This is a genomic window from uncultured Stenotrophomonas sp., assembly GCF_963519125.1.
GTDB lineage: Bacteria > Pseudomonadota > Gammaproteobacteria > Xanthomonadales > Xanthomonadaceae > Stenotrophomonas.
On the sequence record NZ_CAUQLJ010000004.1, the window covers coordinates 47,482 to 69,097 of the forward strand.

Below are 21,616 nucleotides of genomic sequence, written 5' to 3' on the forward strand. Positions count from 1 at the left end.
GCAGCGACGACGACGCACGCAGCCACCGCCCCGGTCAGCGGGTGTGGCTGCTGTCGTCGTCCAGGCGGTGGGCCGCGCCCATGCCCATGCCCGCGCCACCACCGCCCATTCCACCCCCTCCACCGCCGCCACCTCCTCTTCCGCCGGCACGGTCGTCGCCGCCGGCCTTGCCGCGCGCACCACCCGGCGCGGGCCGGGCGGGTCCCTGGCTTGGAATGGTCACGCTTGTGGGAATCGGCGCGAGGTCCAGGGCTTCGCGGATGAAGTCGCGCAGTGAGACCACCAGTTCGGCGGTCGGCACGGCGCGGCCTTGGGCCAGTTCATTGGCGGCATGCGCGGCCAGGCGAACCTGCTCGTCGGTACCGAGCAGCACGATGTCGGAGAGGGCCGCCTCAACGGCATCGCGGATGCGGCGGGCGCGGTCGCTGCCGGCACTGACCGGCAGGTCCAGGCCTTCGTCGCTGTCTGCTTCCAGTTGGCGCAGGTCGCGGAGGTGGCGCGGGTCCACGTGCAAGGCGCCGGTGAATGACCCACCCAGGGTTTTATAGGCGGCAATGAGGGTCCGCAGCCGCTCGTTGATCTGGCGGTTCTCGCGCTCGCGGCGCTGCTGCAGGGTCTGCATGAATACCAGGCGGATACCCACGCCCATGAGCGTAATGACAGCCAGCCCGACGAGTGTCGAGAGCATGGCCTGCCAGGAGCTGAAATCCAGGTTGCGCATGGTGTGCAGACTCCCTGTCGTACCGGCGGGAAAGCCTCTGCGTTTTACCGGACACCGCGTCGCCGCGGCGTGTTGGCGCTGGAGCTCACGGCGCCTGCCCGAAGGCAGGCGCCGTGCTTGACGCTGTTACTTGCGGGCGACGCGCTTGGCCGGAGCCTTGCGGGCCACGGTCTTGGCGGCGCGCTTGGCCGGAGCGGCCTTGCGGGCGACCGACTTGCGGGCCACGGCAGTCTCCTTGCCAACGGCCTTCTTGGTGGCAGCCGACTTGCGGGCTACGGCCTTCTTGGCGGTGGCAACCTTCTTGCCGACGGTCTTCTTGGTAGCAGCCGACTTGCGGGCGACAGCCTTCTTGGCGGTGGCGACCTTCTTGCCGACGGTCTTGCGGGCGGTGGCGGTCTTCTTGCCCACGACCTTCTTGGCGGTGGCCGACTTCTTGGCAACAGCCTTCTTGGCGGTGGCGACCTTCTTGCCGACGACCTTCTTGGCGGCAACGGTCTTCTTGCCAGCGACCTTGCGGGCGGTGGCCGACTTCTTGGCGACAGTCTTCTTCGCGGTGGCGACCTTCTTGCCCGCGACCTTCTTGGCGGCGGCAGTCTTCTTGGTCACGGCCTTCTTGGCAGCGGCGGTTTTCTTGGTCACGGCCTTCTTGGCGGTGGCGACCTTCTTGCCGGCAACCTTCTTGGCGGCCTTGGTGGTCTTGGTCACAGCCTTTTCGGCGGCGGCCTTCTTCTTGGCGACCTTCTTGGTCAGCGCGGCCGCTTCGGCCTTGGCGTTGGACTTGGCCGCTTCCAGCTTCTTCTTGGCGCTGGCCAGGGTCTTGCCCACCGACTTGGCGGCCTTGTCAGCCTTCTTGGCGACAGTCTTCTCGGCCTTCTTGACGGCCTTCTTGACCTTGGCAACCTGGGTGGTGGCGGCCTTGCGGGCGCGCTTGGCGGTCTTCTTCACCGAGGCCACCACTTCTTCAGCGGTGTGGGCGATGGTTTCGCCAACGTTCTCGGCCGTCTCTTTTACGCTGTCGACGCCCTGCGACAGGGTCGCGGTCACACCATTTCCGTTGCTCATGTTGCCCTCCTGAGGGGCCTGGTCAGTGATTTCGCTGGCGATGCTATACCGGAGTTGTCCGTCGTGGAACGGTCTTGTCGCAGGTTTTGAGTCGCGGGTGTGGTGGGGAGGTGGGTGGTTGGGAACGCAGGTCGACAGGCAGTTTTCTGAAAAGTGCTTTAAAACAGCGGTGCGGTTGGTACGCGGATGCGTGGCGGCGGTTGCGTTCGGGTGCGGTGACGCGGTGGCGCGTGCGGCGCGATTGGTCGTTGTGTGCGATCGGTTTGTTGCCAATTTTTCTGCAAGTGCGCGGTTTTGAAGGTGCGTCGACGTTTGGTGGTAGAGCGTTTTTCGGTTTGGGGTCCATGCGTTAAAGCGCCGATCGGTGTTATCGGCGGTCGTTTGGGAACCGACCCTACCGATGCGCGCCGCCGCCGGCCGCGCGTTCGAAGCGGACGCGTGCAGGGCGACGGCGATCAGCGCATTCGCCAGCGCACCGTCGGTTGGTCGGGCCGCCACCACGAAACCGCTCACCCCAGTTTCAGGCGTGCCGAGACAGACTCATTCAGCTTGAATTACCGTATACCCGTCCCCCGCACCTACCGGACTCCCATGCGACCGCTTCCGACCCTGCTTACGCTTGCGCTTGCTGCCGCTTTCGGTGGCTTCGTCGCCTCCGCAATCAATGCCAACCTGGACAACCGTGCCGAGGCGGCGCCAGCGGCGCTGGCGATTCCGGCCACGGCCGCGCTGCCGGCTTCGGTCGCGGGCCAGCCGGTGCCGTCGCTGGCGCCCATGCTGGAACGGGTGATGCCGGCGGTGGTCAGCGTCAACACCAAGCAGGTGGTGCGGGTGCGCAACCCGTACTTCAACGACCCGTTCTTCCGCCGCCTGTTCCCCGAGGTGCCGCAGGAGCGGATCAACGAGTCGCTGGGCTCGGGGGTGATCATCGACGCGGCCGAAGGCCTGGTGCTGACCAACCACCACGTGATCGACAACGCCGACGACGTGCAGGTAACCCTGTCCGACGGGCGCACGGTCAAGGCCGAGTTCCTGGGTTCGGACCGCGACACCGACGTGGCGCTGATCCGCATTCCGGCCGACAAGCTCACCGCGCTGCCGCTGGGCGACAGCGCGCAGCTGCGCGTGGGCGACTTCGTGGTGGCGATCGGCAACCCGTTCGGTTTCAGCCAGACGGTGACCTCGGGCATCGTCTCGGCGGTGGGCCGTACCGGCATCCGCGGGCTGGGCTACCAGAACTTCATCCAGACCGACGCCTCGATCAACCCGGGCAACTCCGGCGGCGCGCTGGTCAACCTGCAGGGCCAGCTGGTCGGTATCAACACCGCCAGCTTCAACCCGCAGGGCAGCATGGCCGGCAACATCGGGCTGGGCCTGGCCATTCCCACCAACCTGGCGCGCGACGTGGTGGACCAGCTGGTCAAGCACGGCGTGGTGGTGCGCGGCACGCTCGGGATCGAGGCGCAGAACCTGACCCAGGCGCTGGCGCAGAACCTGGGCCTGAGCGAAGCGCGCGGCGCGCTGGTCACCCGCGTGCTGGCCGGATCGGGCGCGGCGGCAGCCGGACTGAAGCCGGGCGACGTCGTGGTGTCGGCCAACGGCCAGCGGGTCGACAGCGCGGTTGCGCTGCACAACGTGGAAGGCCTGCAGCCGGTCGGCAGCGCGTTGAACCTGGACGTTCGCCGCGACGGCAAGCCGCTGCAGCTCAAGGCGACGCTGAAGGAACAGGCGCGGGCGGTGGCCGGCGAAAGCCTGGACCCGCGCTTGGCCGGCGCCACGTTTGTCGACCTGCCCGAGACGCTGCGCCAGGCCGGCGACGGCGGCGTCATGGTCAGCGAGGTCAAGCGCGGCAGCCGCGCAGCCAACTCAGGGTTGGCCGCGGGCGACGTGATCATCCAGTCCAGCGTGGGCGAGTTCGCCGACCTGGCCAGCTGGCGCGCCAACTTCCAGAAGCCACCGCAGCAGCTGGTGCTGCGTATCGTGCGCGGCAACGCACGCGGCGACCTGGTGATGCGCTGAACCGCTCAGCCAGCCTTCGCGTGCGGATCACGCCAGCTGACACCCTCTACACCCGCTCGGTGCTATTACCTTGTGTTCGTTGCCGACGGGTTCATCCGCGGTCACCTTCCCCATCGATTACCTAACGGAGAGTCACGATGAGCCCCACCAACACCGAAAACCTCAAGGAACACCTGGGCGAAGCCGGTTCGCACCTGAAGTCGGCCGCCACCGCTGCCGGCGGTGCGATCAAGGGCGCCACCGGCGCTGCCGGTGATGAGCTGCGCATCGGCCGTGCCAACGTCAAGGCCGAGCTGTCCGACACCGCGCTTTCCGGGCTGGCCGCTGCTGAATTCGGCGGCGCCGCTGCCAAGGAGCAGGTCGACGCGCTGATGGACAAGGGCAAGGACCTGGTCGACAGCGCTGCCGAGCTGATCCGCGAGCGCCCGCTGGCTTCGTTCGGCGTGGCCTTCGCCGCCGGCTGGATCATCGCCAAGCTGGCCCGCAGCGGCGGCGACAAGTAAGTCGGCGTGAGCGATCAAGCACAGTCGACGCCCGACGGTGGAGCAACGCCTCCACCGGACGGCGATACGGGCGCGCGCGCCGCGCCGCGCCTGGATGAAAGCATCCGCGAGGTCGGCCAGGCCGGCCGAGCCACGGTCGATTCGGCAAAGCACACGCTGCGTTCGCTGCGGCGGCTGGCTTCGTTCGAGTTCGCCCTGGCCCGCAGTGCATTCGGCCGCGCCCTGGCGTGGAGCGGGGTGGCGATCGTATTCGGCGCCTCGGCCTGGTTGCTGCTGGCCGGCACGCTGATCGCACTGATGCAGCGCTGGGGCCTGTCCTGGTTCCATTCGCTGCTGATCACCTCGCTCGTCAGCCTGGCCATGACCGGCTATGCGATCTGGCGGGTGTCGTTCTTCTTCCGCCACACCGGCATGCATGCCACCCGGCGGCAGCTGGCGCGGCTGGGCCTGTTCGACGAGCCCACCGACGAGGATGCCGAAGGGCAGCCCGAACCGACGGAGCGTTCGCCATGAAGTTCGAAGCGTTGCGTCACCGGGTCAAACGCGCGGAAAAAGTCGTGTCGGTCCGGGTCGACGAAACCCAGTGCAGCTGGTTCACCCTCAGCCAGGCCTGGCGCGAAGGCTGGACCCCGCTGCGCATCATCAGCGTGGGCCTGGCCGGTGGCTTCCTGGCCGGCAAGCTGGAACCGGGCGGCGCCCGCTTCCATGGTGCGCGCTGGCTGCAGATGATCGGATCGGTGTCCAATCTGCTGGCCAGTGCACAGGCCGCGGTGGCCTCGATGCAGGCCAGCGACGCGGCTGAGACTGCCGAGCAGGCGGCCGACAAGGTCGACGAGGCCGTAGACCCCACCCCGGTCGCACCGGTGCGGACGCCGCAGGCGACGGTTGCGCCCGTGGCGACGCCGCGCGCGCAGGTCACCGCCACGCAGGAGGCGGCGCAGCCGCTGCCGGCGGAAGCGGCGACCGACTTGTCCGAACGTTAGTCGTTGTCATCGCCCTGCCAACGGCAGGGCGCGGGCACACCCATCGTTTTACACACGCCGTACCCCCGGGCGTGCCCAATAATGCGTGACCTACCCAGCGTGCGACCTGCATGAGCGTTCCTGTGACCTCCCCTGCTGCCGACCTCGACGTCGTCGCACCTCCGCCCCCGCCGCACGCACCGCGTCCACGTGGCCCGATGTCGCTGGTGATACTGGCCTTCCTCGCCGTCTGTTTCACCTTGTGGGCCGCGCAGGACATCATCCTGCCGATCCTGCTGGCGATGTTCTTCGCGCTGGTCGGCAACCCGATCCTGCGGTTGCTGGGCCGGATGTGGGTCCCACGTTTTCTCGCTGCGGTGCTGGTGATCGGGGTCGGGCTGAGCGGCGCTGCGGCCTTGGGCGTGCAGCTGGTCGGCCCGGCCATGGACTGGGCGCAGGAAGCGCCGCAGCAGCTGCGCAAGGTGGCGCGCCAGGTGCAGAACCTGACCAAGCCGGTGCAGCAGGCCAACCAGGCGGCGGAGAACTTCGCGCGCGTGGCAGGCGGCGAAAGCAGCCGGCGGGTGCAGGTGGTGCGCACCCAGCTCGACGATCCCTACAAGGTACTGACCCGGGCGCCGCGCCTTGCCGCCTCGGTGCTGGCGGTGGTGCTGCTGACCCTGTTCTTCATGATCTACGGGCAGAACCTGCAGAAACACGCCATCGCGCTGTTCCCCAGCCGCCAGCAGCAGCGGTTCACCGCCGACATCCTGCGTTCGATCGAGCGGGAAGTGTCGCGCTATGTGCTGACCATCACCGTGATCAATGCCCTGGTCGGGCTGATTTTCTCCGGGGTACTGCTGCTGCTCGGGATCAGCGTGCAGGAGGCCCTGCTGTGGGGCACCGTAGCGGCGCTGCTGAATTTCGCGCCGTACGTGGGGCCGTTCATCGGGGTCACCCTGATGCTGCTGATGGGCTTCGTGGAGTTCAGCGACCCGCTCCAGGCGCTGCTGCCGGCGGCCTGTTACCTCGCCCTGCACACCATCGAGGGCCAGGTGGTGACCCCGATCGTGCTGGGCCGGCGGATGGCGATCTCGCCGCTGATCCTGATCCTGGCGCTGATGGTGTTCGGCTGGCTGTGGGGCATGATCGGGCTGCTGCTGTCGGTGCCGCTGCTGGTCTGCATCAAGCTGGTGCTGGCGCGGCTGGAAGGCACTCAAGGCTGGGCCAAGCTGTTGGAATAACGGGTAGAGCCACGCCCTGCGTGGCTGCGCCCACAGGGGTAGAATGGCCGGGTGAATTTTCCAGTCCTAGCCATCACCCTCGACCTCGACGACACCCTGTGGCCGTTCGCCCCCATCGGCGCCCGCATCGATCAGGTGTTGTACGAGTGGATGCTCCAGCACAGCCCCGCCACCGCCACGATGTACCCGGTGGCGGCGATGCGCGAACTGCGTGAGCGCTCCTTCCGCGACAACCCGCACCTGCACTACGACCTCAGCGCGCTGCGCCGGTTGACCCTGCAGGAGGCACTGGAGAAGAGCGGAGCCGACCTGGCCCTGCTGGAACCGGCCTACGAGGCGTTCTATGCCGCCCGCAACCAGGTGGAGTGCTACCCGGACGCGATCGAGGCGCTGACCCGTATCGCCGCCCGCGTGCCGGTCGCCGCACTCAGCAACGGCAACGCCGACCTGGCCCGGATCGGGCTGGACCACCACTTCGCCTTCCAGCTCGGCTCGCGCGAACACGGCGCGGCCAAGCCGGCCGCCAGCATCTTCCACGCCGCCTGCGAACGCCTGGGCGTGGCCCCGGCCCACGTGCTGCACGTGGGCGACCACGTGGACATGGACGTGGTCGGCGCAATGCAGGCCGGCCTGCGCGGCTGCTGGATCAACCGCGTTGAACACACCTGGCACCATCCTTCGCTGCAGCCCGACCTGCAGTTCGACACCCTGACCGGGCTGGCCGACTGGCTCGATGCGAACGCATCGGCACAGGACGCCCGGCCACGAACGGAGCACGACCCCGCATGACCCAGATCACCGGTTTCACCACCGATTCCACCAATGCCCTGCCGCTGCACGTCATGGATCGCGAGCAGTTCGCGGCATGGCGCGCGCAGCAGGCGCCGGCGCTGGTTGCCTGGCTGGACGCGCAGCACTTCAACGGCAGCGGCTGCAGCGTGGTGCTGCTGCCGGGCGAGCACGGCCTGGCCGGTGCGATCATCGGCGTGGGCGACAGCGGCGATGCCTATGCCTACGCGCATGCCCCGTTCGCCCTGCCCGAAGGCACCGTGTGGCAGCTGGCCGATGCCCTGCCGGCGCCGATTGAAACGCTGCTGCACCTGGGCTGGGGCCTGGGCAGCTACCGCTTCGCGCGCTACCGCAAGCCCAACCGCGCCCCGGCGCAGCTGCTGGCCACGCCCGCTGCCGAAGTGCGCGATGTGATCACCGCCAGCCTGCGCGTGCGCGACTGGGTCAACACGCCCACCGAAGACATGGGCCCGCAGCAGCTGGAAGACGCCGCCCGTGAACTGGCCGCGGCGCATGGCGGGCAGGTGGAAGTGATCACCGGCGACGCACTGCTGGAGCAGAACTTCCCGGCCATCCACGCGGTGGGCCGCGCCTCGCACCGCGCGCCGCGCCTGATCGCGCTGCGCTGGGGCCAGGCCGGTCGCCCGCACGTGGCGCTGGTCGGCAAGGGCGTGTGCTTCGATACCGGCGGGCTGGACATCAAGCCGGCCGACGGCATGCGCAACATGAAGAAGGACATGGGCGGCGCCGCGCACGCGCTGGCCCTGGCCGGGCTGATCATGGCGCAGGAGCTGCCGGTGCAGCTGACCCTGCTGATTGCCGCGGTGGAAAATGCGATCGGGCCGGAAGCGTTCCGCCCGGGCGAAGTGATCGCCACCCGCAAGGGCCTGAGCATCGAGATCGACAATACCGACGCCGAAGGTCGGCTGGTGCTGTGCGACGCGCTGACCTACGCCAGCGAGCAGAAGCCGGAGATCGTGCTGGACTTCGCCACGCTCACCGGCGCGGCGCGCATTGCGCTGGGCCCGGACCTGCCGGCGCTGTTCAGCAACAACGACACGCTGGCCCAGCAGTGGCTGCAGGCCGGTGAAACCACGCGCGACCCGGTGTGGCGCATGCCGTTGTGGCGCCCGTACCTGCGTTACCTGCACAGCGGCATTGCCGACCTGGCCAACGCCGGTTCGCGCATGGCCGGTTCGGTCACTGCGGCGCTGTACCTGGAGCGCTTCATTGCCGAAGGCCAGGTCTGGGCGCATCTGGATGTGTACGCCTGGAACGATGGTGAACGACCGGGCCGTCCGGCCGGTGGCGAGGCGCTGGCGCTGCGCTCGGCGTGGACGATGTTGAAAGGCCGGTATCTGTAAGCGCCGGTCCTGGCACAGGTGAAAACCCAGATCCCCGCCTCGGCGGGGATCTGCCGTTAAAGGTTGTCGAAAATGTGAATACCACCCTGTCGGGGGTTCTGCGACCATGCGCTCGACCCACCTTGAAGGCAGGTAACGGCCCATGTCGCTCTTTCGATACACCCGCGCCGGCCGGGAGCCGGACGCCCCGCGTCCACCGCATTCGCCGCTGTTGTGGATCGGACTGATCGCGCTGATTGCAGGGGCGGTGGTGTTGGCCTTCGCCTGGCTGGCCGGCTGGATCGGGCGCGACCGCGTTACCGCGCAGACCTTTACCGACACCATTGAAGCGACTGGCGCCAAGCACGCCGGATTCCGCCGCGCGCACAGCAAGGGCGTGTGCGTAAGCGGCAGCTTCCAGGGCACGCCGGAGGGTGCCGCGCTGAGTTCGGCTCGGGTGTTCCGCCAGCAGCAGGTGCCAGTGCTGGGCCGCCTCTCGATTGGCGGCGGCGACCCGCATGGCGCCGATGCCAGCGCGCGGGTGCGCAGCATGGCGCTGCAGCTGGTAACCGACGACGGCCAGGAATGGCGCACGGCGATGAACAGCTTCCCGTTCTTTGCGGTACCCACCACCGAAGCGTTTCTGGAGCAGACCCGCGCCGGGATTCCCGATCCGGCAACCGGCAAACCGGACCCGGCCAGGCAGGCGGCCATTGCCGCGAAGTACCCTTCGGCGCGTGCGTTCGGGGCGTGGGCGAAGTCCGCGCCGTGGTCCACCAGCTGGGCCAACACCGACTACAACGGGGTGAACAGTTTCCGCTTCACCGCCGCCAACGGTACCGAACAGGCAGTGCGCTGGAGCATGGTGCCGCAAGCTGCGTTCGAGACGATGAGCCCCGAGCAGCGCGCGCAGGCGAGCGTGGATTACCTGGCTGACGAGTTCGCGCAGCGGCTGGCGCAGGGACCGGTGCGTTGGGACATGTGGATCACGTTGGCCGAACCGGGCGATGCGATCAACGACCCCTCCATCCCATGGCCGGACACCCGCCGCCGGGTCAAGGCTGGCACGCTCAGCCTGACCGCGATGCAGCCGCAGGCCGGAGGCGCCTGCAACAACGTGAATTTCGATCCGCTGATCCTGCCGAGCGGGATGGCCGGCACCGATGATCCGATCCTGGCCGCGCGTTCGGCGGTGTATTCCGAATCGTTCAATCGCCGCGAACGGGAAACCGCGAGTGGTGCGGCGCCGGCTTCCGGAGCACGTCGATGAAGACCTCCAACGGGCATTTCAACCTGACCGCACGCGTGCTGCACTGGCTGATGGCGGTGCTGATCCTGACCATGCTGTTCGTGGGGGTGACCATGGTCGCCTCGCTGCACTGGCGACCGATGCTGGTGGACCTGCACCGGCCGCTGGGGATCGCGATCCTGCTGCTGGCGCTGGTGCGGCTGGTGAACCGGCTGCGGCATCGGCCGCCGCCGCTGCCGGCGGACCTACCGGCGTGGCAGGTGTTCGCCGCGCATGCGTCGCACTGGGTGTTGTACGGGTTGATGCTGGCGATGCCGCTGGTGGGTTGGGCGATGTTGTCGGCCGGTGGCTACCCCATCCAGATGTGGAAGGGCGTGCTGCTGCCGCCGATCCTGCCGCACGACGTGGCGCTGTATGCGGCGTTGCGCGGCGCGCATAGTGTGCTGGCGTATGTGTTGTTCGCCACGGTGGTGCTGCATTTGAGTGCGGCGCTGTTCCACCTGTGGGTGCGGCGGGATGGCGTGTTCCAGGCGATGGCGAGGGGCAGCGACAGCAGGAAATCCACCGGGCGATGACCGGTAGGCGCATCGTGCAGGGTTACAACCAGCCCTTCTGCCGCGCCAGGCGATATGCCTCAATGCGGTTCGCCACGCCCAGCTTGCCGATGCATTCGGACAGGTAATTGCGCACCGTGCCGTGCGACAGGCCCAGCTGGGTGGCGATCTCGCTCGCCGAGCGGCCGTCGCCGGACAGCCGCAGCACCTGGCGTTCGCGGTCGTTGAGCGGGTCGGCCTGCGACCACGCGTCCAGCGCCAGCTGCGGGTCGATGGCGCGGCCGCCGTGCTGCACCTGGCGCAGCGCGTCGGCCAGCTTTTCGGCCGGCGCGTCCTTCAACAGATAACCGCACACGCCGGCATCCAGCGCGCGACGCAGGAATCCCGAGCGCGCGAAGGTGGTCACGATCACCACCTTGATCGGCAGGCCGTGGCGCGAAATGCGCTGCGCCAGTTCCAGCCCGGACAGCCCCGGCATCTCGATGTCGGTCACCAGGATGTCCGGCTTCAACTGCTGCAGCATGCGCCACGCCGCTTCACCGTCGGCGGCGGCGCCCAGCACTTCAATGTCCGGCTCCAGCCCGAGCAGCGCGGACAGCGCGCCGCGCACCATGGCCTGGTCTTCGGCAAGAACGATGCGGATCATGGAACCACCGTGCTGGCAGCTGTGCTGATCGACGGTGCCGCCGACAGCGATGGCTCGGCCTGCACCCGCGGCCCTTCGACCGGCGCCGGATCGGTGCTCGCCTTCTGGGAATCGGCTGCAGGCACCGCGCGCGTCGCCGCCGGCAGCGGTACCTGCACCGCCACCGTGGTGCCCTGCCCGCGCACCGACGTCACCAGCAAGGTGCCGCGCAACGCCGCCACCCGCTCACGCATGCCGGTCAGCCCATTGCCATCCACCTGCACGCCGCCCTGCCCGTCATCGCGAACCTGCATGGACAGCATGCGCCCGTCCTGCTCGAACGCCACCCAGGCCTGGTGCGCCTGCGCGTGGCGCACGATGTTGGTGGCTGCTTCGCGCAGCACCAGCGCCAACCCGCGTTCGATCTCCACGGGCATCGGCGGCGGCGACGGGTAGTCCAGGTGCACGTGCTGGCACTCCAGCAGCAGCCGCGCTGCCGCCAGTTCAGCAGCAAGGTCGCTGGCGCGGATCCCGGTGACCGCGCTGCGCACTTCGGCCAGCGCCTGCCGCGCGATGGCTTCGGCCTCGGTCACCTCGGCGCGGGCACGCTCCGGGTCGCGGTCGAACAGCTTGCGCGACAGCTCCAGCTTCAAGGTGATCAGCGACAGGGTATGCCCCAGCAGGTCGTGCAGGTCGCGTCCGATGCGTTCGCGCTCTGCGGTGGCGGCCAGCCTGCGTACCTCGTCCTGGGAGAGCTGCAGGGCGGCTTCCCGGTCCTTGTTGGTGCTTTCCACGTTGATGATGATGCCGATGATCATCGCCATGGCCGGAATCCACACCACCAGCTGCCAGTGGTAGCCCACCCACAGCGCGATGCCGACGAACAGGGCGTTGAGTGCCACCAGCTGGGCCAGGTAGCGCCACGCGCTGCCGCTGCGGCACACGCGCAGGGTGACGCAGCCGAAGATGAAGTAGCTGATGCCCGACGGGTACCACGGCAGCAGCGCCAGGCCCATCGCCACCATCGCCAGCGCAAAGCGCGGCGCGTACCGGCGCGGTGCCAGCAGCTGGCGGCCGTACAGTGCCAGGAACACCGGGTAGGTCAGCACGGTCAGCCACACCCACGTGGCGGTAAAGCCGCCGCCGAAGATCGGGGTCAGGAACACCCAGCCGGTCCACAGCAGGTGCACCGCGTCGGACCAGGCCGGTTTGCCGCTGCGCAGGTTGTCGGCCACGGCCGAGTCCGGTGCGGGTCGCAAACGCGAGGAGAGCCAGCTGGGCAGCACGGGAATGTCCTGGGCAAAGGGATCGGGAGCGATCATGGCATCCAGCTTCGCGTGTCGCCATCGGCCCGGCCAGTACCGCTGATCACCTCAAGCATGTGACAGCTGTCACTGCCCGCTGCCCTTGCCCGGCGGGCATCCTGTGCCCCACCCGGCACCCCGCCGGTTTGCCCGTAACGATGGTTGCGGTCACACTCGGCCCGATTCCACGTCCAGACTCACGATGAACGCATCCGCTGAACTGCTCAAGGAACTCCGCATCGACCGCAACAATGCCTCGGCGCCGCCGCCGTCGGGTTCGCCCCGCCGTGGCCTGTGGATCGGACTGGCCGTCGTCGCGCTGCTGGTGCTGGGCGGTATCGCCTGGTTCCTGTTCGGCCGCGAACGCCCGATCGAGGTCAGCACCGTACCGGTGGTGGCGATCCAGCAGGGCACTGCCAGCAGCTCGGTACTCGACGCCAGCGGCTACGTGGTGGCCCGGCGCATGGCCACGGTCTCGGCCAAGATCACCGGCAAGGTCCGCGAGGTGATGATCGAAGAAGGCATGCGGGTGGAAGAAGGCCAGGTCATGGCCACCCTCGACCCGATCGACGCCAACGCCCAACGCAGCCTCTCGGCCTCGCAGCTGGAAGCCGCGCGCAGCCAGCTGGCCGGGTTGAAGGCGCAGGTGGCGCAGGCCGACGCCGAAGCCGGACGCCTGCAGAAGCTGGTCGGCCAGCAACTGGTTTCGCGCTCGCAGTACGACCTCGCCATGGCCCAGCGCGACAGCCTGCGTGCCCAGCTCAAGACCGCCGAACGCAACACCCGCGTGGCCGGTGACGCGCTGGCCATCGCCGACCTCGGTGTGGACAACAACATCGTGCGCGCGCCGTTTTCCGGCGTGGTCACCGCCAAGGCCGCGCAGCCGGGCGAGATCGTCTCGCCGCTGTCGGCCGGTGGCGGCTTCACCCGCACCGGCATCGGCACCATCGTCGACATGGACTCGCTTGAGATCGAAGTTGAAGTGGGCGAGGCCTTCATCGGCCGCGTGCAGCCGAAGATGCCGGTGAAAGCCACCCTCAACGCCTACCCGGAATGGAAGATCCCGGCCGAGGTGATCGCCATCATTCCCACCGCCGACCGCGGCAAGGCCACGGTCAAGGTGCGCATCGCCTTGAAGGTGAAAGACCCGCGCATCGTGCCGGAAATGGGCGTGCGGGTGAGCTTCCTGGAAGCGGCCGCGCCGGCCCAGGCGGCGGCCCCCAAGGGCGTGCGCGTACCGGCCTCGGCGCTGGTCGAGCGCGACCAGAAGACCGTGGCCTTCGTGGTCGGCGACGACAAGCGCGTGCAGCAGGTGCCGGTCACGGTAGGCGTGGCCCTCAACAACGACCGCCAGGTCACCGCCGGCCTGAGCGCCGGCGAGCAGGTGGTCAACAACCCACCCCCGGAACTGCGCGACGGCAGTGCCGTAGTGGAAAAGCAACCGCAATAAGCAGGGCGGTGCCGCGACCCGGTCGCGAGCCGAGCTAGTGCGATTCCCGTGCCGTCCCGGCGCGCGCGTGGGCGGCTGCCCGCGATCTTTTTCCTTTTCATCGATTTACGGAGAACCACCCATGTCCACCCTGGTTTCGCTCCGCAACATCACCAAGACCTACCAGCGCGGCCCTGAGAAGGTGCAGGTCCTGCATGGCATCGACCTGGATATCCAGAAGGGCGACTTCGTCGCGCTGATGGGCCCCTCCGGCTCGGGCAAGACCACCCTGCTCAACCTGATCGGCGGGCTGGACACACCCAGCGGCGGCGAGATCGAGATCGAAGGCGAGCGCATCGACCGCATGTCCGGCGGCCAGCTGTCTACCTGGCGCAGCCACCATGTCGGCTTCGTGTTCCAGTTCTACAACCTGATGCCGATGCTCACCGCGCAGAAGAACGTCGAACTGCCGCTGCTGCTGACCCACCTGGGTGCGGCGCAGCGCAAGCGCAATGCCGAAATCGCGCTGACCCTGGTCGGCCTGGCCGACCGCCGCAGCCACCGCCCCAACGAGCTTTCGGGCGGCCAGCAGCAGCGCGTGGCGATCGCCCGCGCGATCGTCTCCGACCCGACCTTCCTGATCTGCGACGAACCGACCGGCGACCTCGACCGCCAGTCCGCCGAGGAGATCCTCGGCCTGCTGCAGCAGCTCAACCGCGAACACGGCAAGACCATCATCATGGTCACCCATGACCCGAAGGCTGCCGAGTACGCCACCCACACGGTGCACCTGGACAAGGGCGAGCTGGCCGACGCGCCGCTGGCCCACTGACGGAGGCCACAGCGATGAAATACTTCTCGTTGGTGTGGGCGCAGCTGTTCCGCAGCCGCACGCGCACCCTGCTGACCCTGCTGTCGGTGGTGGCCGCATTCCTGCTGTTCGGCATGCTCGACTCGGTGCGCGTGGCGTTCTCGTCCGGCGGCAGCGTGGAAGGCGCCAACCGCCTGGTGGTGGCCTCGCGGCTGTCGATCACCCAGTCACTGCCGATCCGCCTTGAAACCCAGATCCGCCAGGTGGCCGGTGTGCGCGACGTGGCCTATGGCATGTGGTTCGGCGGCATCTACCAGGACCCGAAGAACTTCTTCCCGAACTTCTCGGTGTCGCCCAACTACTTCGATGTCTACCGCGAACTGCAGATCGACCCGGCGCAGCTGGAAGACTGGAAGCAGACCCGCACCGGCGCCATCGTAGGCGAAACCCTGGCCAAACAGTTCGGCTGGAAGATCGGTGACACCATCCCGCTGCAGGCCACGATCTTCCCGCGCGGCGGCAGCAACGACTGGCCGCTGGAACTGAAGGGCATCTACCGTTCCAAGGACCGTGCTCTGGCGGCCAACGAAGAACGCCAGTTGATGATGAACTGGAAGTACTTCGACGAATCCAACGACTACATCAAGAACCAGGTGAGCTGGTACACGGTGACGCTGGACAACCCTGACCAGTCCTCACGAGTGGCGCAGGCGATCGATGCGATCTCGGCCAACTCCGACCACGAGACCAAGACCCAGACCGAATCGGCGTTCCAGCAGGCCTTCGTCAAGCAGTTCGCAGACATCGGCATGATCGTCACCTCGATCATGGGCGCGGTGTTCTTCACCCTGCTGCTGTTGACCGGCAACACCATGGCCCAGGCAGTGCGCGAGCGCGTGCCGGAACTGGCCACGCTGAAGACACTGGGCTTCAAGGACAGCACCGTGCTGACCCTGGTGATGGTGGAGTCGGTGCTGCTGATCGGCCTGGGCGGCCTGATCGGCATGGGCCTGGCCGCGCTGATCCTGCCGGCGATCGGCCCGAAGAGCATGGGCATGCTGCCGCCGCACGTACCGACGCCGACCTGGCTGATGGGGCTGGGCCTGATCGTGGTGATCGGCATCATCGTCGGCCTGCTGCCGGCGCTGCGTGCCAAGCGCCTGAAGATCGTCGACGCACTGGCCGGCCGCTGAGGAGGACACCGACATGTTCAAGAGCAAACTCAAGAAGTGGTCCGGCAACGCGCTCACGGTGCTGCTGCTGGTGATCGGGCTGGTACTGTGGATCAGCCTGCCGTGGGTTGGTGTGCTGGCCGTCGCAGTGCTGGTGGCGCTGTGGCTGCTGCTGACCCGCGGCGGACGGTTGGCACTGGCCGCCACCCGCATCGGCGTGGCCAGCCTGCCGCAGCGCTGGGGCGCGTCCTCGGTGGTGGTGGTGGGCATTGCCGGCGTGGTCGGGGTGCTGGTGGCGATGCTGGCGATGGGCCAGGGCTTCCAGGCCACCCTCAACAGCACCGGCGATGAGAGCACCGCGATCGTGCTGCGCGGCGGTTCGCAGGCGGAAACCAACTCGGTGATCACCCGCGACCAGGTGCCGCTGCTGTCCACGGTGCCGGGCGTGGCCAAGGACGCGCAGGGCAAGCCGATGATCTCCCCGGAGCTGTCGCAGGTGGTGAACCTGGTCTCCAAGGGCGACGGCACCGACGTCAACGCGCAGTTCCGTGGTGTCGGCGAGATGGCCTGGGCGGTGCACGACAAGGTCAAGATCACCGAAGGCCGACGCTTCAATCCCGGCCTGCGCGAGATCGTGGTCGGCAAGGGTGCGCAGGGTCAGTTCCGTGGGCTGGAGGTGGGCAAGTCGCTCACCCTGGGCAACCAGCAGTGGGAGGTGGTCGGGGTGTTCAACTCCGGTGACGCGCACGATTCGGAGCTGTGGACGGACGCCGAAACCCTGGCCAACACCTACCAGCGCAGCGCCTGGCAGTCGATCACGGTGCGTACCGACGGTGAAGCGGGCTTCAAGCAGTTCAAGGCCGGCGTTGCGGCCGACCCGCGCCTGAAGCTGGACGTGGAAACCACCAAGGCGTACTACGCCAAGCAGGGCGGTGGCCTGAACACGCTGATCAAGGTGCTGGGCACGGTAATCGGCGCGATCATGGCGGTGGGTGCGGTGTTCGGTGCGCTCAACACCATGTACGCGGCGGTCGCCACCCGTGCGCGTGAGATTGCCACGATGCGCGCCATCGGCTTCCGCGGCGTGCCGGTGGTCACCGCGATCATGCTGGAGACCATGCTGCTGGCGCTGATCGGTGGCCTGTTGGGCGGCCTGGTGGCCTGGGCCATCTTCAACGGCTACAGCGTCTCCACCATCGGCAGCAACTTCAGCCAGGTGGTGTTCCAGTTCAAGGTCTCACCCGAGCTGCTGTGGAGCGGCTTGAAGTGGGCGCTGGGGATCGGGCTGGTGGGCGGGCTGTTCCCGGCGCTGCGCGCGGCGCGGTTGCCGATTACTACGGCGTTGCGGGAAACCTGACGCACGGAACAACCGTGCCCCTGTCGGGGCACGGTTGGCTGCTCATTCGGCAAAGCACTGGATCTTGCCAGTGTTGCGCGCGCACACGTACGACACTTCGGGCGTGCCGAATAGCGGCGTCCCGCTCACCTGCACCCCGGCCCATTCCGCCCGCTGCAGGAAGTAGGGCATCAGCTCTCGCCGATAGACGTTCCTCCGCGTAGACCCGTCGGGCCACAGGAAATCATCCGCCTTTTCCTGGATCCACAAATTCCAATCCGCCGAGCGCAGGTATTCCCATCGGCGGGTGTCGTAGTCGAAGTAGAACTCGACGTAGCCGAGCACGGAAGTAAGAATGTTCAGGCGCGCAATCAATGGCGACGAGCCGTGAGACTGCGACTCGAAACGCAGGATGCGGCCATGTTCGGTGTCGGCCCTGAGAAAGTCGAACCGGAATGATCGCTCCAGCATGCGCCTGACGGTTTCCCGCGCCTCCATGCGCTGCGGGTGGAGGTCGCCGACATGGTGCCCCCACAGGATAGTGTCGCTCTGCACCTGTTCCTTCATTACATGCGGCGACCCCGGCGGCTGCAGGGACACCGTGCTCCACTCATCGACGAATTCACCTCGCGTCGCCTTGTACATTTTCATGAACGTGTTGTACTGCGATCGAATCCAGGGCGCCGGCACGAAGTGCGTTGCCACCAACCGGCCCCCTTCGTTGGTGACATGGAACCCCTGGATGTTGGTCTGGCTTGCAGCCTGGTAGACATAGTGCGAGCCGACACCGAGCGAGCGGGCCTTCGCGTACATCTCATCATCCGTGCACATGTAGCACGGGTGTGCAACAGGGTCTTCGACTGACGCTACTGCCGGATACGGCAGCGCGACCAGCAGCAACCACCACAACTTCTTCATCATCTGCTCCCTGATTGCCCGCACACGCGGGTACAGGCAGTTCAGCAGCGGGAGGAAGGGGTGCATATCGGAATGAGGCGAAACCCGACGCTTCGGATGCATCATCCGGAATCATGCACACGGTAGAGCCATCAGATTTTGAACGCGTCATGTGATGTCGCTTCCGGCGACAGTTCGAAAGCGGTCAATTACGGTGGAAACGTTAGTGCAGGATCATCCCCGGACCGGCGCCCGCGAGCGGTACACGCTGTCGGAGACGAACAGCAACAGCCCCAGCCAGATCGCAGCAAAACCAATCGCCTTGGCGCTGTCGAATGGTTCACGGAAGAAGAACACGCCCAGCAGCAGGCCCAGGCTGGGGGCGATGTACTGCAGGATGCCGACCAGCGAGAGCGGAATGCGCTTCACGCCATAGGCAAAGCCGATCAGCGGCAGGGCAGTGACGGCGCCGCCCAGGATCAGCAGCAGGTCGTTGCGCCAGCCCCAGCCGCCGAAGAAGCCGCCGCCGTGGCCGGCTTCGCTCCACAGGGCAAAGCCGATGGCCGGCAGGAACAGGTACAGGCTTTCGATGCCGAGCCCGGCGACCGGGTCCACCGAGATCATCTTGCGCAACAGGCCATACAGGCCGAACGAGCAGGCCAGCCCCAGCGCGATCCACGGCGGGGTGCCGGCATCGATGGTCAGCCAGGCCACGCCGAGTGCGGCGCAGGCCACGGCCAGCCACTGCAGGCCGCGCAGGCGCTCTTTCAGCACCACCACGCCGAGCACGACGCTGACCAGCGGGTTGATGAAGTAGCCCAGGCTGGTTTCGATCACGTGCCCGGCGTTGATCGCCCAGATGTACAGGCCCCAGTTGAAGGCGATGGCCAGGCTGCTCAGCGCCAGCGTCGGCAGCGCGCGCGGCTGCGCGGCGATCTGCTTCCACCAGCCGGTGCCGTTGCTGATCAGCAACCAGGCCACCACCAGCACGGTGCTCCAGATGATGCGGTGGGCAATGATCTGCTGCGAAGGCACCGCCTTGAGCAGGTGCCAGTACACCGGCACCAACCCCCACAGGGTAAAGGTGAAGGCAGTAATCGCCAGGCCACGGCGCTGTTCCTGCAGGAGCGTCCTTTCCACTGCGCTCACTTGCGGCGGGTCCGGGCGAGGGTCAGCACCAGCACGCCGGCCAGGATCACGCCCATGGCCAGCAGGTCGCGCGGGCCGAAGTGCTCATGGCCGATCAGCGCACCCAGCAGCACCGCGATCACCGGATTGACGTAGGCGTAGCTGGCAGCCAGCGCCGGGCGCACGTTCTGCAGCAGCCACACGTAGGCGGTGAAGGCCACGATGGAGCCGAACATGCACAGGTAGGCCACTGCCAGCAGCCCATTCATGCTGGGCCACGTGGTGGGGCGCTCGCCGGTGGCCAGGCCGAGGGCGACCAGCATCACGCCGCCGCACAGCATCTGTCCGGCGGCGGTCATGAACGGGCTGGGCAGGTCCAGGCCGCGCGCCCAGACCGAGCCGAATGCCCAGCCGATCGGGGCGATCAGCAGCAGGATCAGGCCCTGCGGTGAGGCGGTGAGGCTGCTGCCCGCATTCAGCCAGACCACGCCGAGGAAACCGATGGCGATGCCCAGCCACTCGCCGCGGGTCGCGTGCTGGCCGCGCATGGCACCGAACAGGGCCATCCACAGCGGTACCGACGCCACCGCAGTGGCAGCCAGGCCGGAGGAGACGGTGCGCTCGGCCAGCACCACCATGCCGTTGCCCAGCACCAGCATGGTCAGGCCCATGATCACCAGGTTGCGCCACTGCCTGCGGGTTGGCGCGGGCAGGCCGCGCCAGCGCAGCACGGCGTACATCAGGCTGCCCGCCACGATGAAACGCGCTCCGGAGACTGTCGTCAACGGCAGCGCGCCGCCCTCCAGGGCGAAGCGGATGCCCAGGTAGGTGGACCCCCAGACCACGTACACCAGCAGCAGGGCCAGGACGACCAGGCCGCTGCGGGGAGCGGCCTGCGGGGGTGCGGGGGTGGCGGCCATACGGGACCAGCGGGCGGGGGGAGAGGGGATTCTAGGCCTTTGCTGCAGGCGCGGCATGCCTTCTGGTGGCACGCTGTCGTGCCCGGACTAGTTACATGGTGCAATGCCCACCGGTCATGCACGTGGGGTAAGGTAAAAACTGCCTAGAACCACCGCTCCATCGTGAGGACCGTTTTCCAGCATGAGCATCTCCCCTACCCTTTCCGCGCCCGCCGATGACAAGGCCGCGCTGAAACGTTCGATCTCCAACACCCTGAAGGGCTCGGCCGGCAATCTGGTCGAGTGGTACGACGTCTACGTCTACTCGGTGTTCGCGGTCTACTTCGAATCCCAGTTCTTCTCGGCCGCCGACAAGAACTCCACCATCTATGTGTGGGCGATCTTCGCCGCCACCTTCCTGATGCGCCCGATCGGCGCCTGGTACTTCGGCCGCTTCGCCGACCGCTACGGCCGCCGACTGGCGCTGACCGTGTCGGTGACCATGATGGCCGCCTGTTCGTTCCTGATCGCGCTGACCCCCACCGCCGCCACCATTGGTGGCTGGGCTGCGTTGATCCTGCTGTTCGCGCGCCTGCTGCAGGGCTTCGCCACCGGTGGCGAGTACGGCACCAGCGCCACCTACATGTCCGAGGCGGCCATCCCGGGCCGTCGCGGCTTCCTGTCCTCGTTCCACTACGTCACCCTGGTCGGTGGCCATGTGCTGGCCCAGCTGACCCTGTTCACCATGCTGCTGTTCTGGGACAAGCCGGAAATCTCGGCCTGGGGCTGGCGCATCGCGTTCGGCATTGGTGGCCTGGCCGCCATCGTGGTGTTCTGGCTGCGTCGCACGATGGACGAGTCGCTGACCGAAGACTCCATCGAAGCCGCGCGCGAAGGCCGCGCCAAGGCGTCGGGCTCGATGTACGAGCTGTTCGTGCACCAGTGGCGTCCGCTGCTGCTGTGCTTCCTGATCACCGCCGGCGGCACCGTGGCCTTCTACACCTACTCGGTGAACGGCCCGAAGATGATCCAGACCGCGTTTGCCGGTACCGACGTGATGACCGGGACGCTGATCAACCTGGGCGTGCTGACCTTCCTGATGGTGCTGCAGCCGATTGGCGGCTGGCTGTCGGACATCGTGGGTCGCAAGAGCCTGCTGGTGTTCTTCGGCGTGGGCGGCGTGCTGTACAGCTGGTACCTGATCACCCAGCTGCCGAACCAGCACGACCCGCTGTGGGCGTTCCTGACCCTGGCCCTTGGCTTCGTGATCCTGACCGGCTATACCTCGATCAACGCGGTGGTGAAGGCCGAGCTGTTCCCGACCCACGTGCGTGCGCTGGGCGTGGGCTTCGGCTACGCGATGGCCAACTCACTGTTCGGTGGTACCGCGCCGCTGCTGTACCAGGGCGCGCTGAAGACCGACCGGGTGGGCGACTTCGCCATCTACGTCACGGCGATCATCGCGGTGTCGCTGGTGGTGTATGTGTTCTTCCTGAAGAACAAGGGGCCGAACTATCTGGATGGCACCAAGAAATAAATCCGGATCGGACTCATGAAAAAAGCCGGGGCATG

At 67.4% G+C, this 21,616-nt stretch carries 21 protein-coding genes; 14 read left to right on the forward strand and 7 right to left on the reverse strand.

Annotated features, from left to right (window positions below; genetic code table 11):
- Nucleotides 1–34: 34 nt before the first annotated feature.
- Entirely contained in the window at nucleotides 35–721 is a 687-nt protein-coding gene (locus RYM47_RS04355; protein ID WP_315386341.1) for a hypothetical protein, read from the reverse strand.
- Nucleotides 722–847: 126 nt separating this feature from the next.
- Nucleotides 848–1,783 (reverse strand): histone, encoded by a 936-nt coding sequence (locus RYM47_RS04360; RefSeq protein WP_315386342.1) that lies wholly within the window; start codon nucleotides 1,781–1,783, stop codon nucleotides 848–850.
- A 591-nt stretch (nucleotides 1,784–2,374) separates the two neighbouring features.
- Between RYM47_RS04360 and RYM47_RS04365 the strand changes: the two genes are divergently transcribed.
- From RYM47_RS04365 to RYM47_RS04405, 9 genes are all read left to right on the forward strand, one after another.
- Nucleotides 2,375–3,802 (forward strand): Do family serine endopeptidase, encoded by a 1,428-nt coding sequence (locus RYM47_RS04365; RefSeq protein ID WP_315386343.1) that lies wholly within the window; start codon nucleotides 2,375–2,377, stop codon nucleotides 3,800–3,802.
- A 137-nt stretch (nucleotides 3,803–3,939) separates the two neighbouring features.
- Nucleotides 3,940–4,305: a hypothetical protein gene (locus tag RYM47_RS04370; protein WP_315386344.1), complete on the forward strand. Its 366-nt coding sequence runs from the start codon at nucleotides 3,940–3,942 to the stop codon at nucleotides 4,303–4,305.
- 6 nt (nucleotides 4,306–4,311) lie between these two features.
- Nucleotides 4,312–4,818: a phage holin family protein gene (locus RYM47_RS04375; RefSeq protein WP_312326953.1), complete on the forward strand. Its 507-nt coding sequence runs from the start codon at nucleotides 4,312–4,314 to the stop codon at nucleotides 4,816–4,818.
- Nucleotides 4,815–5,288, forward strand: a complete 474-nt coding sequence (locus RYM47_RS04380) for a protein sip-5 (protein ID WP_315386345.1) — start codon at nucleotides 4,815–4,817, stop codon at nucleotides 5,286–5,288. Before RYM47_RS04375 ends, RYM47_RS04380 begins: the two co-directional genes overlap by 4 nt.
- 110 nt (nucleotides 5,289–5,398) lie before the next feature.
- Nucleotides 5,399–6,508, forward strand: a complete 1,110-nt coding sequence (locus RYM47_RS04385; protein WP_315386346.1) for an AI-2E family transporter — start codon at nucleotides 5,399–5,401, stop codon at nucleotides 6,506–6,508.
- Between the two features lie 51 nt (nucleotides 6,509–6,559).
- Entirely contained in the window at nucleotides 6,560–7,297 is a 738-nt protein-coding gene (locus tag RYM47_RS04390; protein ID WP_315386347.1) for an HAD family hydrolase, read from the forward strand.
- Entirely contained in the window at nucleotides 7,294–8,661 is a 1,368-nt protein-coding gene (locus RYM47_RS04395; protein WP_315386348.1) for a leucyl aminopeptidase family protein, read from the forward strand. Before RYM47_RS04390 ends, RYM47_RS04395 begins: the two co-directional genes overlap by 4 nt.
- A gap of 142 nt (nucleotides 8,662–8,803) precedes the next feature.
- The gene (locus RYM47_RS04400; protein ID WP_315386349.1) at nucleotides 8,804–9,910 is read left to right on the forward strand and encodes a catalase family peroxidase; all 1,107 of its coding nucleotides are present in this window, start codon (nucleotides 8,804–8,806) and stop codon (nucleotides 9,908–9,910) included.
- Complete coding sequence (locus RYM47_RS04405) at nucleotides 9,907–10,464, forward strand: cytochrome b/b6 domain-containing protein (RefSeq protein WP_315386350.1); 558 nt, start codon at nucleotides 9,907–9,909, stop codon at nucleotides 10,462–10,464. Before RYM47_RS04400 ends, RYM47_RS04405 begins: the two co-directional genes overlap by 4 nt.
- A 22-nt stretch (nucleotides 10,465–10,486) precedes the next feature.
- On the opposite strand, the gene RYM47_RS04410 is transcribed toward RYM47_RS04405, so the two are convergent.
- Nucleotides 10,487–11,089, reverse strand: a complete 603-nt coding sequence (locus RYM47_RS04410; protein ID WP_315386351.1) for a response regulator transcription factor — start codon at nucleotides 11,087–11,089, stop codon at nucleotides 10,487–10,489.
- Nucleotides 11,086–12,390, reverse strand: a complete 1,305-nt coding sequence (locus RYM47_RS04415) for a sensor histidine kinase (protein ID WP_315386352.1) — start codon at nucleotides 12,388–12,390, stop codon at nucleotides 11,086–11,088. The genes RYM47_RS04410 and RYM47_RS04415 overlap by 4 nt, the downstream gene beginning before the upstream one ends.
- 184 nt (nucleotides 12,391–12,574) lie before the next feature.
- Between RYM47_RS04415 and RYM47_RS04420 the strand changes: the two genes are divergently transcribed.
- The 4 genes from RYM47_RS04420 to RYM47_RS04435 all read left to right on the forward strand — a co-directional run bounded on the left by RYM47_RS04420 (nucleotide 12,575) and on the right by RYM47_RS04435 (nucleotide 17,141).
- The gene (locus RYM47_RS04420; protein WP_315386353.1) at nucleotides 12,575–13,822 is read left to right on the forward strand and encodes an efflux RND transporter periplasmic adaptor subunit; all 1,248 of its coding nucleotides are present in this window, start codon (nucleotides 12,575–12,577) and stop codon (nucleotides 13,820–13,822) included.
- Nucleotides 13,823–13,943: 121 nt separating this feature from the next.
- Nucleotides 13,944–14,633: an ABC transporter ATP-binding protein gene (locus RYM47_RS04425; protein ID WP_315386354.1), complete on the forward strand. Its 690-nt coding sequence runs from the start codon at nucleotides 13,944–13,946 to the stop codon at nucleotides 14,631–14,633.
- Between the two features lie 14 nt (nucleotides 14,634–14,647).
- Nucleotides 14,648–15,805 carry an ABC transporter permease gene (locus tag RYM47_RS04430; RefSeq protein WP_197616236.1) on the forward strand — a complete coding sequence of 386 codons (1,158 nt, stop codon included), beginning with the start codon at nucleotides 14,648–14,650 and terminating at the stop codon, nucleotides 15,803–15,805.
- Nucleotides 15,806–15,818: 13 nt separating this feature from the next.
- A complete protein-coding gene (locus RYM47_RS04435) occupies nucleotides 15,819–17,141 on the forward strand; it encodes an ABC transporter permease (RefSeq protein ID WP_315386355.1) in 1,323 nt (440 codons plus the stop codon).
- A 42-nt stretch (nucleotides 17,142–17,183) separates the two neighbouring features.
- On the opposite strand, the gene RYM47_RS04440 is transcribed toward RYM47_RS04435, so the two are convergent.
- The 3 genes from RYM47_RS04440 to yedA all read right to left on the reverse strand — a co-directional run bounded on the left by RYM47_RS04440 (nucleotide 17,184) and on the right by yedA (nucleotide 20,065).
- The gene (locus RYM47_RS04440; protein WP_315386356.1) at nucleotides 17,184–18,038 is read right to left on the reverse strand and encodes a hypothetical protein; all 855 of its coding nucleotides are present in this window, start codon (nucleotides 18,036–18,038) and stop codon (nucleotides 17,184–17,186) included.
- A 213-nt stretch (nucleotides 18,039–18,251) separates the two neighbouring features.
- The gene (gene rarD, locus RYM47_RS04445; RefSeq protein ID WP_315386357.1) at nucleotides 18,252–19,157 is read right to left on the reverse strand and encodes an EamA family transporter RarD; all 906 of its coding nucleotides are present in this window, start codon (nucleotides 19,155–19,157) and stop codon (nucleotides 18,252–18,254) included.
- A gap of 5 nt (nucleotides 19,158–19,162) precedes the next feature.
- The gene (yedA, locus tag RYM47_RS04450) at nucleotides 19,163–20,065 is read right to left on the reverse strand and encodes a drug/metabolite exporter YedA (RefSeq protein WP_315386358.1); all 903 of its coding nucleotides are present in this window, start codon (nucleotides 20,063–20,065) and stop codon (nucleotides 19,163–19,165) included.
- 181 nt (nucleotides 20,066–20,246) lie between these two features.
- Between yedA and RYM47_RS04455 the strand changes: the two genes are divergently transcribed.
- Nucleotides 20,247–21,581 carry an MFS transporter gene (locus tag RYM47_RS04455; protein ID WP_315386359.1) on the forward strand — a complete coding sequence of 445 codons (1,335 nt, stop codon included), beginning with the start codon at nucleotides 20,247–20,249 and terminating at the stop codon, nucleotides 21,579–21,581.
- Nucleotides 21,582–21,616: the final 35 nt, after the last annotated feature.

Excerpts from the sequence above, each read along its gene's own strand:
- RYM47_RS04355 (WP_315386341.1), bottom strand. The coding sequence starts at position 721 with ATGCGCAACCTGGATTTCAGCTCCTGGCAGGCCATGCTCTCGACACTC.
- RYM47_RS04360 (WP_315386342.1), bottom strand. The coding sequence starts at position 1,783 with ATGAGCAACGGAAATGGTGTGACCGCGACCCTGTCGCAGGGCGTCGAC.
- RYM47_RS04365 (WP_315386343.1), top strand. The coding sequence starts at position 2,375 with ATGCGACCGCTTCCGACCCTGCTTACGCTTGCGCTTGCTGCCGCTTTC.
- RYM47_RS04370 (WP_315386344.1), top strand. The coding sequence starts at position 3,940 with ATGAGCCCCACCAACACCGAAAACCTCAAGGAACACCTGGGCGAAGCC.
- RYM47_RS04380 (WP_315386345.1), top strand. The coding sequence starts at position 4,815 with ATGAAGTTCGAAGCGTTGCGTCACCGGGTCAAACGCGCGGAAAAAGTC.
- RYM47_RS04385 (WP_315386346.1), top strand. The coding sequence starts at position 5,399 with ATGAGCGTTCCTGTGACCTCCCCTGCTGCCGACCTCGACGTCGTCGCA.
- RYM47_RS04395 (WP_315386348.1), top strand. The coding sequence starts at position 7,294 with ATGACCCAGATCACCGGTTTCACCACCGATTCCACCAATGCCCTGCCG.
- RYM47_RS04400 (WP_315386349.1), top strand. The coding sequence starts at position 8,804 with ATGTCGCTCTTTCGATACACCCGCGCCGGCCGGGAGCCGGACGCCCCG.
- RYM47_RS04405 (WP_315386350.1), top strand. The coding sequence starts at position 9,907 with ATGAAGACCTCCAACGGGCATTTCAACCTGACCGCACGCGTGCTGCAC.
- RYM47_RS04410 (WP_315386351.1), bottom strand. The coding sequence starts at position 11,089 with ATGATCCGCATCGTTCTTGCCGAAGACCAGGCCATGGTGCGCGGCGCG.
- RYM47_RS04415 (WP_315386352.1), bottom strand. The coding sequence starts at position 12,390 with ATGATCGCTCCCGATCCCTTTGCCCAGGACATTCCCGTGCTGCCCAGC.
- RYM47_RS04420 (WP_315386353.1), top strand. The coding sequence starts at position 12,575 with ATGAACGCATCCGCTGAACTGCTCAAGGAACTCCGCATCGACCGCAAC.
- RYM47_RS04425 (WP_315386354.1), top strand. The coding sequence starts at position 13,944 with ATGTCCACCCTGGTTTCGCTCCGCAACATCACCAAGACCTACCAGCGC.
- RYM47_RS04430 (WP_197616236.1), top strand. The coding sequence starts at position 14,648 with ATGAAATACTTCTCGTTGGTGTGGGCGCAGCTGTTCCGCAGCCGCACG.
- RYM47_RS04435 (WP_315386355.1), top strand. The coding sequence starts at position 15,819 with ATGTTCAAGAGCAAACTCAAGAAGTGGTCCGGCAACGCGCTCACGGTG.
- RYM47_RS04440 (WP_315386356.1), bottom strand. The coding sequence starts at position 18,038 with ATGAAGAAGTTGTGGTGGTTGCTGCTGGTCGCGCTGCCGTATCCGGCA.
- yedA (WP_315386358.1), bottom strand. The coding sequence starts at position 20,065 with ATGGCCGCCACCCCCGCACCCCCGCAGGCCGCTCCCCGCAGCGGCCTG.
- RYM47_RS04455 (WP_315386359.1), top strand. The coding sequence starts at position 20,247 with ATGAGCATCTCCCCTACCCTTTCCGCGCCCGCCGATGACAAGGCCGCG.